Annotated in this window: 13 protein-coding genes and 2 pseudogenes; 9 read left to right on the forward strand and 6 right to left on the reverse strand. The window is 49.2% G+C overall.

Features of this window, described 5'->3' with window-relative positions; genetic code table 11:
• The 6 genes and pseudogenes from VV869_RS19860 to dhaM form a co-directional block, all read left to right on the forward strand.
• A pseudogene (locus VV869_RS19860) lies at window positions 1-587 on the forward strand (iron-containing alcohol dehydrogenase); the annotation flags it as partial.
• 11 nt (window positions 588-598) lie between these two features.
• Complete coding sequence (locus tag VV869_RS19865) at window positions 599-1,309, forward strand: glutamine amidotransferase-related protein (protein WP_337736669.1); 711 nt, start codon at window positions 599-601, stop codon at window positions 1,307-1,309.
• A 262-nt stretch (window positions 1,310-1,571) separates the two neighbouring features.
• Window positions 1,572-2,639, forward strand: a complete 1,068-nt coding sequence (gene dhaK, locus VV869_RS19870) for a dihydroxyacetone kinase subunit DhaK (protein ID WP_337736670.1) — start codon at window positions 1,572-1,574, stop codon at window positions 2,637-2,639.
• Between the two features lie 40 nt (window positions 2,640-2,679).
• Window positions 2,680-3,309 carry a dihydroxyacetone kinase subunit DhaL gene (gene dhaL, locus VV869_RS19875; RefSeq protein WP_337736671.1) on the forward strand — a complete coding sequence of 210 codons (630 nt, stop codon included), beginning with the start codon at window positions 2,680-2,682 and terminating at the stop codon, window positions 3,307-3,309.
• Window positions 3,310-3,487: 178 nt separating this feature from the next.
• A complete protein-coding gene (locus VV869_RS19880) occupies window positions 3,488-4,882 on the forward strand; it encodes a cytochrome-c peroxidase (protein ID WP_337736672.1) in 1,395 nt (464 codons plus the stop codon).
• 106 nt (window positions 4,883-4,988) lie between these two features.
• Complete coding sequence (gene dhaM, locus VV869_RS19885) at window positions 4,989-5,738, forward strand: dihydroxyacetone kinase phosphoryl donor subunit DhaM (protein WP_337736673.1); 750 nt, start codon at window positions 4,989-4,991, stop codon at window positions 5,736-5,738.
• A 44-nt stretch (window positions 5,739-5,782) separates the two neighbouring features.
• On the opposite strand, the gene VV869_RS19890 is transcribed toward dhaM, so the two are convergent.
• The 3 genes from VV869_RS19890 to VV869_RS19900 form a co-directional block, all read right to left on the reverse strand.
• Window positions 5,783-6,241 carry an HIT family protein gene (locus tag VV869_RS19890; RefSeq protein WP_337736674.1) on the reverse strand — a complete coding sequence of 153 codons (459 nt, stop codon included), beginning with the start codon at window positions 6,239-6,241 and terminating at the stop codon, window positions 5,783-5,785.
• 196 nt (window positions 6,242-6,437) lie between these two features.
• The gene (locus VV869_RS19895; RefSeq protein WP_337736675.1) at window positions 6,438-6,782 is read right to left on the reverse strand and encodes a DMT family transporter; all 345 of its coding nucleotides are present in this window, start codon (window positions 6,780-6,782) and stop codon (window positions 6,438-6,440) included.
• 161 nt (window positions 6,783-6,943) lie between these two features.
• Window positions 6,944-8,143 carry an MFS transporter gene (locus VV869_RS19900; RefSeq protein WP_337736676.1) on the reverse strand — a complete coding sequence of 400 codons (1,200 nt, stop codon included), beginning with the start codon at window positions 8,141-8,143 and terminating at the stop codon, window positions 6,944-6,946.
• 322 nt (window positions 8,144-8,465) lie between these two features.
• On the opposite strand from VV869_RS19900, the gene cysI reads away from it, so the two are divergent.
• The 3 genes from cysI to VV869_RS19915 all read left to right on the forward strand — a co-directional run bounded on the left by cysI (window position 8,466) and on the right by VV869_RS19915 (window position 12,152).
• Complete coding sequence (gene cysI, locus VV869_RS19905) at window positions 8,466-10,172, forward strand: assimilatory sulfite reductase (NADPH) hemoprotein subunit (RefSeq protein ID WP_337736677.1); 1,707 nt, start codon at window positions 8,466-8,468, stop codon at window positions 10,170-10,172.
• Window positions 10,173-10,190: 18 nt separating this feature from the next.
• The gene (locus tag VV869_RS19910; protein WP_337736678.1) at window positions 10,191-10,901 is read left to right on the forward strand and encodes a hypothetical protein; all 711 of its coding nucleotides are present in this window, start codon (window positions 10,191-10,193) and stop codon (window positions 10,899-10,901) included.
• A 276-nt stretch (window positions 10,902-11,177) separates the two neighbouring features.
• On the forward strand, window positions 11,178-12,152 hold the full coding sequence (locus VV869_RS19915; protein ID WP_337736679.1) for a helix-turn-helix transcriptional regulator: 975 nt from the start codon (window positions 11,178-11,180) through the stop codon (window positions 12,150-12,152).
• Window positions 12,153-12,257: 105 nt separating this feature from the next.
• On the opposite strand, the gene VV869_RS19920 is transcribed toward VV869_RS19915, so the two are convergent.
• The 3 genes and pseudogenes from VV869_RS19920 to VV869_RS19930 all read right to left on the reverse strand — a co-directional run.
• Complete coding sequence (locus VV869_RS19920) at window positions 12,258-12,533, reverse strand: hypothetical protein (RefSeq protein ID WP_337736680.1); 276 nt, start codon at window positions 12,531-12,533, stop codon at window positions 12,258-12,260.
• Between the two features lie 155 nt (window positions 12,534-12,688).
• The gene (locus tag VV869_RS19925) at window positions 12,689-13,831 is read right to left on the reverse strand and encodes a TonB-dependent receptor (protein ID WP_337736681.1); all 1,143 of its coding nucleotides are present in this window, start codon (window positions 13,829-13,831) and stop codon (window positions 12,689-12,691) included.
• A gap of 79 nt (window positions 13,832-13,910) precedes the next feature.
• Window positions 13,911-14,009: pseudogene (locus tag VV869_RS19930) on the reverse strand (IS5/IS1182 family transposase); the annotation flags it as partial.

A 14,009-nucleotide genomic window follows, 5' to 3' on the forward strand; every position in this document is an offset into this window, starting at 1 on the left:
CCGCCACCGGGATGGATGCCCTGTCGCATAACCTCGAAGCCTTCTGTGCCACCAGCTATCACCCGATGGCCGAAGGGATCGCCCTTGAGGGGATCCGCCTGATTAAAGACTACCTGCCGATCGCGGTTACCCAAGGCGATAATCTGGAGGCGCGCACCCAGATGCTAGTCGCTTCCAGCATGGGCGCAACTGCTTTCCAACGGGGTCTGGGCGGCATGCATGCCATTGCCCATACGCTGGGCGCCCTGTACGACAAGCACCACGGCCTGTTGAACGCCATTCTGATGCCTTACGTGCTGGCAGCCAACCGCTGTGCGATTGAAGACAAAATCACCAATCTGGCGCGCTACCTGAATTTGGACAACCCAAGCTTTGATACCTTCATGACGTGGATCCTCGACCTGCGCACTGAGCTGAAGATCCCGCATACCCTGGCGGAGATCGATATCACCATCGAAGAAGCCCAACGTGTGGGTGAGATGGCCGTCGCCGATCCTTCCGCAGGCGGTAACCCGATCCAATTTTCAGCCGCCGAATACAGCCGTATCTTTACCGATGCCGTGATGGGGCGACTGACTGAATCTTAGGAGGAATGGACGTGAAGATCGGAATCTTACAATGTGACGACGTCACAGCCGAGCTGCAACCGCAACATGACAACTATCCGGCGATGTTTAAGGCGCTGTTGCACCAACAGGATGACACACTGGAGCTGGTCTTCTACCGGGCGCTGGACGGAGAATTACCTCAGGATGTGGATGAGTGTGATGTCTATATGACCACCGGTAGCCGCCACAGTGTCAACGACCCGTTTCCCTGGATTGATGACTTACTGAGATTCATTCGCAAGTTGCATCAGCAGCAGAAAAAGCTGGTCGGGATCTGTTTTGGCCACCAGCTGATTGCCAAAGCGCTCGGCGGTGAAGTGATCCAGGCGCCTCAGGGCTGGGGCGTTGGCGTTGCGACGCATGAAATGCAACAATCACCGGACTGGCTCAATGAGGGGACAAGCGTCCCGGAGACCCTATCGCTGGTCGTCAGTCATCAGGATCAGGTGGTCAAGCTCCCGGAACAAACTCAGGTGCTGGCCGGCAGTGCTTTCTGTCCGAATGCGATGATCCAGATCGGGCAGCACCTGCTCGGGATTCAGGGCCATCCTGAATTCAGCAAAGCCTACTCGAAAGATCTGATGCACTTTCGCCAGCACCTGCTACCGCCTCAGGTCCTCGATGACGGCCTGACCTCGCTGGCAAAACCGGTCGACAGCGAACGCGTCACCGGCTGGATCCTCGACTTCCTGCGCGCCTGATACAACAATAAGAAGCCATGAGCCTGCCCTGCCTCAATCAAGGCCACTAAAATCAAAACACTGAGTGCGCAAGCGCTCAGTGTTTTTTTCATACATGCCAACTCACACTAATGCAATTGAAACGATTGCCCGTCCCGAAGGAATGATCGGCACGATGCGCTGTGTCGTCTACCATAAACAGACAGAACGCCAAACAAAACAACATTTCAGCTCTCACTGAAACCCGTTCTACGACTCAGACCGCACTGCATAGGAGTCTGCGATGAAAAAGATGATCAACCACGTTGATAACGTCGTCAGAGAACAATTGGAAGGCGTCGCCAAGGCCCATCCCGATCTGGCTGTCAGCCTGGAGCCGGCTTTTATCCGCCGTGCCAGGCTACCCGGAAACAAAGTGGTGCTGATCTCTGGTGGCGGTAGTGGTCACGAGCCGATGCATAGCGGTTTTGTCGGCTATGGCATGCTGGATGCCGCCTGCCCCGGTGAAATCTTTACCTCGCCGACTCCAGATCAAATGGTTGAATGTGCCAAACAGCTCAACACCGGCAAGGGGATACTGTTTCTGGTCAAAAACTACACCGGTGATGTCATGAACTTCGAGACTGCCGTCGAAATCCTGCATGGTGATGGGATGAAAGTGCAGGTCGCACTCATTGACGACGACGTGGCCGTCAAGGACAGCCTGTACACTGCCGGACGCCGGGGCGTCGCTGCGACGGTTCTGGCTGAAAAAATTCTCGGGGCCGCAACGGAAGCAGGCTACAGCCTGGAGCAGTGCAGCACGCTGGCCAAAAGGATCACCAACCATGCTCGCTCCATCGGCATTGCCCTGTCGGCTTGTACGGTACCAGCCGCAGGCAAGCCCGGATTCGAACTGGCAGAAAATGAAATTGAATTCGGTATCGGGATTCACGGTGAACCCGGGATCAAGCGCGCAACGTTTACTGACAGCGACACCACGACCCGCGAAATGATGGAACGCCTGCTGGACAACAGCAGCTACCAGCGAACCGTCCGCCGCTGGAATGGCGACCTCGGCGACTGGCAGGAAGAAAACTGGACGACGGCGTCACTGATGCAGGGCGATAAAGTCATCGTGCTGGTCAACAGCCTCGGCGGTACTCCCTTATCCGAACTCTACTGCGTTTACCGAAAAGTCGCCGAAATACTTGAACAACGCGGGATCATCATCGAAAGAAACTTAATTGGCGCTTACTGCACCTCCCTCGACATGCAGGGCGTTTCTATCAGTCTGCTCAATGCCGATGATGAAATGCTGTCCCTGTGGGACAAGCCGGTCAATACCCCGGCCCTGCGCTGGGGATGTTAGGCATGTTTCCCAATAGGAATAACAAAATAGCGAGATATCCATGACACAAGTGACCAAACAACAGATTGTCAGGTGGCTGGAAAATGCAGCCGCAAAATTCGAGCAAGAAAAAGACTTCCTCACCGAACTGGATCGCCAAATCGGAGATGCCGACCACGGCGCCAATATGCAGCGTGGCTTTCATAAGGTGATGGATAAACTCCCTGATGTTGCCGACAAGGATATCGGCACCATCATGAAAACAACCGGGATGGCCCTGCTTTCCACTATCGGCGGGGCCAGCGGCCCGCTATACGGCACGCTGTTCCTGCGCGGGGCAATCAGTACCGAGGCAAAAGAAGCTCTGGACTTAGCGGCGCTGACAACCATGCTCAGCGATGGCCTGAAAGGCATTCAACAACGCGGAAAAGCCGTCGCCGGAGACAAAACCATGGTCGACACCTGGCTGGCCATTCTGAACACTCTGGCGCAAAACCAACACGCTCCGCTTGAAGAAGCGCTCAAGCAGGCACTGAATGCCAGCGAGCAGGGAATGCTCAGTACCATCGACATGCAGGCCCGAAAAGGCCGGGCCAGCTACCTTGGCGAGCGATCCATCGGCCATCAGGATCCCGGCGCAACATCGTCCCATTACCTCTTTGCCGAACTCTGCCGGGCAATCCTATCCTGATTGCCCTATATCTCCCTATTCCTGCATACCGAGTCCAGCCGCAAGAAAGCTGTCCACATACTAACTCCTTGTAATAAAAATAAGAGTGTCAGTTAAACCCCCACATTGATGGCCTGTAAAACACTAGTCTTTGAGAGGAATAGCCTTTCATTGAATTGCAGTATTAAGGGGATAATTGATGAAAAGCCTTGCACTAACGCTAAGCCTGGCTGTAGGCGGCCTTTCGGCCTACCCGACAACAGCATTAGCAGATAATAATAACGATCGTAATACCACGCCCTTCGGCTTGTCTCCTCTGGGGAATGACGATTTTCGTGTCCATAGCCCGGCACAGGTAGAACTCGGAAAAAACCTATTCTTCGACAAAATCCTAAGCGGGAACAAAAATATCTCATGCGGGACGTGCCACCACACCCTCACGAATACGACCGACGGTCTGTCTCTGCCTGTTGGTGAAGGCGGCGATGGACTCGGGATAAACAGAACAACGGGTGAGGGGGATGAAGCGATTGTTCAGCGCGTACCGCACAACTCCCCGTCCCTTTTCAACCTCGGCGCCCATCAATTTACGGTCCTCTTTAATGACGGCCGTATTTTTACCGACCCCGGTCATCCCAGCGGGTTTACTTCACCGGCCGGTGATGCCTTGCCGGAAGGCCTTGACAGCGTCCTGGCCGCCCAGGCCATGCTTCCCGTAACCAACCCCACAGAAATGGCCGGGCAACCCGGTGAAAACCCGGTTGCCGATGCTGCCGCAGCCAATATTCTGGCCGGTGACGACGGCGTCTGGGAACTCCTGACTGAACGTTTGAGGAAAATTCCCGATTATGTCAAACAGTTCAAGGCCGCATACCCGGACATCAACAGTGCCAAAGAGATTACCTTTGTTCATGCCGCCAATGCCATTGCCGCTTTCGAGGGAATCGCCTGGCGTGCCGACAACAGTCCGTTCGATCGTTTTCTGCGGGGAGACGAGAACGCCATGAGCCAAAATGCTATCGAGGGAATGACGTTATTCTACAACGGAAAGAGCGAGCATAATGGCATGCAGACCTGCGCCAGTTGCCACAGCGGCACCCTGCAAACCGATCATGATTTCCACGCGATTGCTATGCCACAAATCGGGCCTGGCAAGGGAGACGGCTTTAAAGGGCTTGAAGACTTCGGCCACAGCCGCGTCAGCGGAAATGATGCAGACCGGTATAAATTCCGTACCCCGTCTCTCAGAAATATTTTGCTGACAGCGCCTTATGGACATGTCGGAGCTTACAATACCTTACGAGCCGTCGTTGAACACCACATCAATGCCATCGATGCCTTAAATAACTACGACCAAAGCCAGGCTGTTTTGCCTTCGCGCCGTGACTTAGATGCACTGGACTTTGAAGTCATGAATAACCTTGATGTCCTCAATGAAATTGCCGGTGCCAGTGAGATACAGCAACTGCAATACAACAGCCATGACGTCGAAAAAATCATGGCGTTCCTCTTTGCCCTGACGGATCCGGCCAGCCTTGATTTGCGTTCGAATACTCCAAAAGTACTGCCCAGCGGGCTGCCTCTGGCAGACTAGCTGAGCCACGCTGTCATGAGGCCTAAGCTAAGTAATTGGACTCATATTCATAATCAAAGGTGGCAATCCCTGCCACCTCTTTTACATTTAGATAATGGTTAGTATTGTGATTGTTTCACATAGCCGCCGTCTGGCAGAAGGTCTGCTCGAACTGGCGACACAAGTCTCCCATGGCAAAGTCGCCATGGCCATTGCCGCAGGCATTGATGCTCCTGAAACGCCTTTGGGAACCGACGCGTTAGCGGTCATGAATGCCATCGAGCAGGTATACAGCCCCGATGGCGTTTTGGTCCTGCTTGACATGGGTAGTGCGATCCTCAGTGCCGATATGGCCCTGGAATTACTTTCACCTGATAAGGTGGATGCCGTGAAGGTTTGCCCTGCCCCGCTGGTTGAGGGCACTATCGTCGCCTGTGTCGCAGCGGCAGGTGGGATGCCGCTCGAAAGCGTATTAATCGAAGCCCAAAGTGCGCTGACGGCAAAATATCAGGCGCTGGCGCAACGCCATCCGCAAAGCGACAGTTCCCCGTCCATCCCCCTCGATCAACCATCTGGTCAACACCCCGTCGATGAATGTCCTCAGGATCAAACCTTGACGTTCTCATGGACTATACACACCCCACACGGCCTGCATCTCCGTCCGGCTGCCGTCCTCGCCGCCGAACTAGGGCGTTTCGAAGCCCAAATCTGGTTGAGTAAAAACGGGAAGACTGTCAACGCCAAAAGCCTGAGCAATATCATGGGGCTCGGGGTGCGCAACGGCGATACCCTAACCTTCACGGTCAGTGGCAAGGATGCCAAAGCAGCCATCGCCACCCTCAAAGCACTAACTGAAAACAATCTGGCATACAAGTGACTCCCAGCTCGGGCAGAGACACCCGGACTCGTGACGACATCCTGCTAGGCACATGACCGAATGTGGGCCGCGATTTGACGAAGCTCGTCATCATCTGCCCGTTTGTAGTCATGCGATGATAAGTGGCCTTCGTACTGCTCGTAAAACTTATCGATTTTTGATTCAACCAGTTGAAACGCTGGGTTGTTTCCCGTTCCATGCATGGGCGATAGCTTACTGTGAAGATGATCAACACCATAGCCTTCAAAGAACATCCCGGTTCGCGCGACGCCATCAAAGGCTTTGTCGAGCAACTGGGCGACTTGCTTGGTCGCTAAGATGAGTTTGGATAACACTTCGTCTGACTGTTCAAAGGCATAACTTGAATAGTGTGCCTTGGGGATCACCACCGTAAATCCTTTGGTATTGGGAAAAATCGACAGAAATGCCAAATGTTCTTCATCTTCCCAAACTTGATGGCAAGGAGACTTACCAGAAACAATGTCACAAAAAATACAACTCATCACGCCTTACTCCCTGTAAAAAGCTTCATGAATATCGTAAGAAAAAACACCATATCACAGACTTCATGACCCTTTGATGCGATCAGACATCAACTCACCATCTGATAACTCCCCATCTGATGACTGGTGTTCATATTGATACTGAAACAGCGACGATCTGCCAAATTCATCGAGATTCAATTAGCTTGAACACCAATCAATGATCGATTGCCGTCGAAAAGACATTAATGATCACGGTGCCGAGCAAAATCAAGGCGATGCCGACTATCGCGTACCCATCCAGTTTCTGCCCATGCAGTAACCAGGCAATCAGTGCCACCAGTACAATCCCTGCGCCGCACCAAATCGCATACGCCACCCCCAGGGGCATATTCTGGACCGTTAAGGAGAGCAGATAAAACGCCAGACCATAGCCTACCAACACGCCGACGGTGGGTACAACCGCAGTAAACTGGTTGGTTCTGGGGAGCCACGAAGTCGCCAACACTTCTAAGATAATGGCAAACGATAAGGTCACAAGTGGCGGGAGATATGACAACATCACAATCTTCTCAGCAAATCAAAACAAGCTTGATAAAGAGAATTCCGTTTAAAGTCAACTCAATGCGTTTGCGCACCTCAAAATCGTTTGCCGGGCCTCCGGCATTGAAGGCCCGCTTTCATCGTCTATTCTGAGAGAATTTTCGTTTATGCCCGCTTCTGTCACACCAGTGCTTCGGTTTCTTCTCGGTTGGTCCGGTTGAACCAGACATAAAGTGACGTACTGACCAACAAACATAACAGCACGCCATAAACCCATTGCCCGATCTCGGCGTACAGTCCCGCGCCAATCAGGGGACCGACGATAAATCCCAGAGACATTGCTGCCTGGAGAGCGCCCGTGACTTGTCCCTGAAGCTGTCCGGTGACAGACAGGGATGCCTTGCTGACAATGCCCGGATAGACAAATCCGAAACCAACGCCCAGTGCAGCGAACGCTATCATCACGGCCACCAGCCCTTGTCCGGCGATAAAGACAGTCAACGAAATCAGTATCGACACAAGTCCAATCGTGATCAGTTGCTGACCACTAAACTGCCATTTCTGAATAATCACCCCTTGGCAAATCACCGAAGCAACCGCACAAACCATAAAAGCAATCCCGACCCACTGCGCAGTCGCCACGGCATCAAAAGATAATAAATCTTGCAAAGAAAAAGCAATCGTTTGCTGAATTGCAGAGAAGATTGCATAGACCGTCAGCATCAGCAGGAAATACGGACGAATTCTGGCATCACGAAAACGGAGCTTTTCGGCCCCCCCGGATTGCTGTTTCTGAGTGACGGGCACTTCATGCAACTGCCTGACGGCAAAGGGGAGCGGCAACAGCATAATCAACGCACTCAACACAATCGGCGCCAGAATGCCGACCGAGACCAGCGCACTGCCTGCCGCAGGACCGAGGATCATCCCAAGCCCGAACATCATACCGATCATGGCCATCTTCGCCGGACGCTCTTCAGCACTGGTATGGGTAATCAGATAAGTTTGTGCCGCAGGCAAAATTGCAGACGTGAAAAAGGCAAACATACAACGGGTCAGGACCAACAGCAGAAATACAGCGACAACTGACATGGTTGTGTCTATCGCCATCCAGAGCACGCCGGCAAATGCCATATTAAAGAGGCCATAGCCTGCAACGCCCTGGATCAGGGATGACTTACTGCCTGCTTTGTCCACCCGACGTCCCCAGAACGGAGACACAGCAAAAGAAATAAATGCCGCGGCACTGATCACCAAACCGGCTTGCAGCTCTGTCATCATTAATTCGCGGGACAGAGCCGGAAAAATGGCAAAAACAATCGACTGCCCGGCTCCGACCATTAACAGGAAAAAGTAGATAAAACCAAATTGAATACGCATAACCCCAGCCTTAACACCATCCATGATGAACGGATCATACATGATAATGGTTATCAATTTGATTCATGGTGGACAATTTCATGGTTATTGATATAAAGAAATGAACTAAATAAGAACTGTATCTCATTAATTCAGCGGGAATTTCACCTGATTCAACGACTCTGGTTTTAAGAAATTCCAAACGGTTATAAAAATCAATCTGTTATGCCATTTTTCATACGTATCTGTACCTGTTTCCGCTCGACAGCGAGTGATAGTTTTCCTGATGGTGCCGTGCATTAACGCACCGGTGAGCAATATAACCAGGCAATGGACTATCACGATGAGCAATGAAAAACTCTCTGACAACGAAAGACTAAAACAAGAAAGCAAATTATTACGAGGCACCATTACGGAAGATCTGCAAAACCTGATCACCGGTGGCTTTGAAGGCGACAACTTTCAACTGATCCGTTTCCACGGCATGTACCAGCAGGACGACCGGGACATTCGGGCCGAGCGCGTCAAGCAAAAGCTTGAGCCCCTGCATACCGTCATGCTACGCGTCCGTTTACCGGGTGGGATTATTACTCCTAAACAGTGGCTTGGGATTGATGAATTTGCGTCCACCAATACCCAGTATGAATCCATTCGTGTCACCAACCGCCAGGCCGTTCAGTTGCATGGCGTGTTGAAACATGACATCAAACCGGTCCACAAACTGTTAAACCAGCTCGGATTGGATTCCCGTGCAACCGCAGGCGATGTGAACCGGAACGTCCTCTGTACCTCGAACCCGATTGAAAGCGCCTTGCATCAAATTGCCTATGAATGGGCTAAGAAGATCTCAGAGCACCTGTTGCCCAAAACCAATGCCTACGCTGAAGTCTGGCTGGACGGTGAAAAGGTTTCCATCGAGAAAGAAGAGGAAACCATTTTAGGCAATAACTATCTGCCGCGTAAATTCAAAACCACGGTCGTGATCCCGCCGCAGAATGACGTTGATGTGCACGCCAATGATTTAAGTTTCGTCGCCATTGGCGAAGGTGACCGACTGCTCGGCTTTAATGTTCTGGTCGGGGGTGGCTTAGCCATGACCCACGGCGACAAAACCACCTATCCACGCATGGCCAGCGAATTCGGTTTTATTTCAACCGAACACACGCTGGCAGTCGCTGAGGCCGTCGTTTCAACTCAGCGCGACTGGGGGAACCGCTCCAATCGCCGGAACGCGAAAACCAAATACACCCTGGATCGTGTCGGGGTAGAGGCATTCAAGCAAGAAGTTGAGCGACGTGCAGGCGTTCAGTTCTCCCCGGTTCACCCCTACGAATTCACGGCCCGCGGAGACCGGATTGGCTGGACCGAAGGGGTTGACGGCAAACATCACCTCACCCTGTTTATCCCCAGCGGCCGGGTGATCGACACCCCGGAGAAGCCACGCAAGCTCGGGATGGCTAAGATTGCGCAGATCCACCAGGGTGATTTCCGCCTTTCCCCAAACCAGAATGTGATCATTGCCGGTGTGCCATCGGATCAAAAAGAAGTGATCGATCAGATCGCCCGCGAATACGGGTTGATCGACGATACCGTCAGCTTACAGCGCAAAAGCTCCATGGCTTGTGTTTCTTTTCCGACCTGCCCGCTGGCTATGGCAGAAGCAGAACGGGCTTTGCCGGAAATCTCCGCCCAAATTGATAGCATGATGGCGCAGCACCAAATGGCTGAACACCCCTTTATCTTCCGAATCACCGGCTGCCCGAATGGCTGCGGCAGGGCGATGTTGGCAGAAGTCGGCTTGGTGGGGCGTGCCATCAATCGTTACGATTTCTATATCGGCGGCAATGTAATGGGAACGCGTATCCCACGACTGCACCAGAGCAACATGCCGATTGACGAGATTCTGGCTTTACTCGATGGTTACATTGGCCAATGGTCAAAAGAAGGCGAGCCGGGTGAAAATTTTGGTGATTTTGCCATTCGGGTCGGGATCGTCAACCCCGTCAACAATTCATCCGTCGATTTTTACGACCTGGTTACTGAAGCCTAAGTGATCATGGCGGGAACAATGCGTCAACGACCAATTGCCATTGTCCAGCTGGACGAGCCACCTGCAGAGGTGGCTCATCTTGTCGGACGTCAGTGGACTGAAACACTCCTCCACGACACGGAGCAATTTGTTGTCATACACAGTCTGGAAGCGCTGCAACGAATCAATATTGACCACTATTCGTGTTTTATCATCTGCGGATTATGGCATCGCGAGGCCTATCACCGTTTCCAACAACACTTAGTCGCCTGGTTAAAAGCAGTCACCCATCGACGCCGTCCCCTGTTTGCATTCGGTGATGCGCACCATTATCTGGTCGAAGCACTTGGCGGCGAAAGTTCGGGGGAGACGTGCAAGTGTACCGCTGGACTTCATTTCGTCGACACGAGTGCCAGTCGCCAAGACAGCTTAACGGCCGGACTTTCGCCTACGACCTGGAGCTGGTCACTCAGCCGACAAGCAATTACCCGGAAACCAACCGGCTCACTTCCGCTCGCCAGCAGTTCAGTCGAGCCCTTTTACCTGCTCAAGCACAATGACTGGACCTACTCAACCCATGCACATCTCGGAATGAGCTGGTCAGCCATGGTCACCTGGCTCATCAACCACCCAGAGCATTTACCCGGCAATGAAGCCGTGCTTGAAAATCGCTTAAATGACACTTGGGGCACTGCACTCCTCCATCGGTTTTTAATGACCTATGGCTCGGTATCGAGGCAGTTACACTGAGCAACAAGCAGCTTCAGTCGCACTGAATCCTCCACCGTTGATCCGGCTTTATTTTCTTTATTGTCATTAGAAGTTAAATCACTTTTATTCAGCTTCTCACCCTGAGCTACCACGTCAATGATATGGTAATCCTACCCATGAAGTGTCTCACTTGTTATCTGAATTCGGGTCAAAACAAAATATTGTAAAACAAAACCACTAGATATAAAATGATAATCATTATCAATAAGGTGTCAAAATGATAAACTCAGAATAAAGAAGCAGAGTCACTACAATATGAAAAAACATACCTCTCATGATACTGAAAACACATGTTTAGATATTGATAAACTGCAATGCCTATCGAACGATGTTTTCAACAAAGGCTCTGAAAGCCATCAGAGGATTCAAATTAAAGAATCTGTATTAAACATTTCAACCTACTTATTTTCTGAAATCCAAATTGTTTTTCTGGAAGGATGCATATATCAAGAAATTAAAATTCCTATTCAGGATAATCGTGAATACTTATCTTTAGCTTTTGTAAAAGAAGGGACGGTAACAACAAAATCTAATCTCTGTAATTATGAAAGCACCGACTCACCAGGAAGCGCAAGCCTATGTTGTCATTGTAGTTTTGATGGTACAGCTTACTTTTCCCCAACAGAAAATTTAAAAATTATATCTATATGCTTTCCTAGAAAATACCTTGTTGAATTCGATACCATTATTGAAAACTGCAATGCGAATCAAGCAAAAGGTTACATGAGCATCCCTATAAAGAATAATATCCTCATGCAAAAATGCGTAGAAATGCTATTAAATCCTCCGGTCACAGAAATGATCAAACAAGTATTCTTACAAGGGAAAGCGTATGAACTAATTTCTCTAAGCATCCAGTCTATGTTTAGCCAGCCAATACCTGAATCTAATATCAATGAGAAGGAAAGGCATAGGGTATACAAAGCAAGAGACATTCTTGAAAACTCATTAATTAACCCTCCTAAGTTACCAACTCTTGCTCGTTTAGTTGGTACTAATGATTTTAAACTAAAAAAAGACTTTAAATCCGTTTTTAACACTAGCCCCTATGCATACGTCATTAAGTGTAGAATGGAAAAAGCCTATCATTCAATTATTAATAGTGACATGCCAATTACGACCATTGCCCAAAACCTTGGCTATAACAACACTAGTCATTTCTCTTCTACATTTTTCAAACATTACGGAGTTAAGCCAAGAGATTTGAAACATCTTCGCAAACAAGGATAAAGCACAAACAGATGGACCTAACTAATGACTATCTTTTAGATAAAGTCCTGTCGTATCACCTTATACAACAGGACCTTCATCATCAAAAATATCAGGCACTCTCTGTTAAAACCAATGCTTAACTCTTTGTTGAGCCTGCCACATTACACTGTATCTTCCTCGCTTGTGAAGTAACTCATGATGTGTGCCTTGCTCTACAAGCATACCCTGATCCACAACAACAATGTTACTTGATGACATGATAGTAGATAAAATATGGGCAACTACAATTACCATTTTATCCTTAATCAAATAATCAATCGCAGACTGAACCGCCACCTCACTTTCAGTATAAAGCGCAGCTGTGGGTTCATCTAAAATTAAAATTGGCGCATTTTTCAAAATAGCGCTGGCGATACTAATTCATTGACGATTACCCCTAATAACCTAGAAAAACATCACAAATATCAGTGTAGTAACCTTGAGCTAGGCTACGAATAAACTCATGGTAATTCGCTGCTAGAGCTGCTTTTTACACTTATTATCTGAATTAAGGGTTAAAAATCTACAGACACACCCAAGCCCAAAGTTCGTGGCTGACCAGCACCGGCAATAGGCGCGGGCCCCGGGAAAGGCAAGGCGTAGTAATTCGTGGTGTAGTCTTCATCAAGCAAGTTTGTACCAAAAACATAAACCGTGTAGTCGTCTACTCGATAACCCAAGTGTGTATCAACCAAACCATAACCATCAATTTTTAGGGTATTTTCAGCATCTGTATAAGTTGATGAACGATAGTTATAAGTCAGGTCTCCATAAAAACCCTCATAACCACCATAATTCAGCGTTAATGATGACGTAAACTCTGGTGAATTCGCCATTCTTTTCCCGGAAAATTCATTCGTTCTGTACTCAGATTTATTCATACCAAGTGTACCGCTCAGTGACCAATCCATATTAACAAACCAGTTCAGATCGAATTCTGCACCATAACTCCGCGCCTTATCCACATTGAAAAAGTTAATGTTATTTAATGCACTAATACTCCGTCCATGAGCATCTTTAACATCCAGGTAGAAAAGATTTAGATCTAAATTCAGCTGTTTATCTAACCATGAGGATTTAATTCCCAATTCATAATCAATAGTTCTTTGCGGTTCATATTTTGCCTTAGCCGGATTTAATTCAGTAAAGTTAAAACCTCCGGATTGATAACCTTTTGACACACTACCATAAAGCAAGTGTTTCCCTTCTAACTGATAACCAAAAGCTAATTTTGGCAACCAGACATCCCAGGAATCTTCTCGTTTGTAATTAGTCGTGGTATCATTTCCCATCATTACGCTTCGATTTGATGAATCAATTTCTTTATCATCTTTTTGCCACCTTAGACCCAGCGTAGTTTCAAGCCTGTCTGTCACCGGGAAGGTACCCTGACCAAAAATAGCGAATTGTTCACCAGATACATCAGACATATTGTGTGCTTCCATATGACCGAAGTTTGAATTTGGGACAATTGTGCCATTATCTTTTGCGTCATATAAATGGTCTTGGTAAAAAACACCACCAACCCATCGAATATCACTATTTTTCGAATTAAACCTCAGTTCATGAGTTTGGGTGTTGACTTCAGAGTCATCAATAAATTTTGCACCGTCAAAATTACCTATAACAGGTGATGCTGAGCCATTGGTACGGTCCATATCAGAAACATGATCTGCTGATGTCGGCTTTGTTGATCAAATCAGGAAAACAGCAGATCTACCCAATTTAAGCCATGTTTTAGCTAACTTTACGAGTTACGGGCATGCCGAGCCCTGTTAACTTGTTCAACGCACGAACGGCAGCAAGCGCTTCTCCGACCTGAGCGTTGTAATCACG

The sequence above is a fragment of the Photobacterium sp. MCCC 1A19761 genome (assembly GCF_037389125.1).
Taxonomy (GTDB): domain Bacteria; phylum Pseudomonadota; class Gammaproteobacteria; order Enterobacterales; family Vibrionaceae; genus Photobacterium.

Coding starts and splice junctions, on each gene's coding strand:
- dhaK (WP_337736670.1), top strand. CDS start 1,572: ATGAAAAAGATGATCAACCACGTTGATAACGTCGTCAGAGAACAATTG.
- dhaL (WP_337736671.1), top strand. CDS start 2,680: ATGACACAAGTGACCAAACAACAGATTGTCAGGTGGCTGGAAAATGCA.
- VV869_RS19880 (WP_337736672.1), top strand. CDS start 3,488: ATGAAAAGCCTTGCACTAACGCTAAGCCTGGCTGTAGGCGGCCTTTCG.
- VV869_RS19890 (WP_337736674.1), bottom strand. CDS start 6,241: ATGAGTTGTATTTTTTGTGACATTGTTTCTGGTAAGTCTCCTTGCCAT.
- VV869_RS19895 (WP_337736675.1), bottom strand. CDS start 6,782: ATGTTGTCATATCTCCCGCCACTTGTGACCTTATCGTTTGCCATTATC.
- VV869_RS19900 (WP_337736676.1), bottom strand. CDS start 8,143: ATGCGTATTCAATTTGGTTTTATCTACTTTTTCCTGTTAATGGTCGGA.
- cysI (WP_337736677.1), top strand. CDS start 8,466: ATGAGCAATGAAAAACTCTCTGACAACGAAAGACTAAAACAAGAAAGC.
- VV869_RS19910 (WP_337736678.1), top strand. CDS start 10,191: ATGCGTCAACGACCAATTGCCATTGTCCAGCTGGACGAGCCACCTGCA.
- VV869_RS19915 (WP_337736679.1), top strand. CDS start 11,178: ATGAAAAAACATACCTCTCATGATACTGAAAACACATGTTTAGATATT.
- VV869_RS19925 (WP_337736681.1), bottom strand. CDS start 13,831: ATGGACCGTACCAATGGCTCAGCATCACCTGTTATAGGTAATTTTGAC.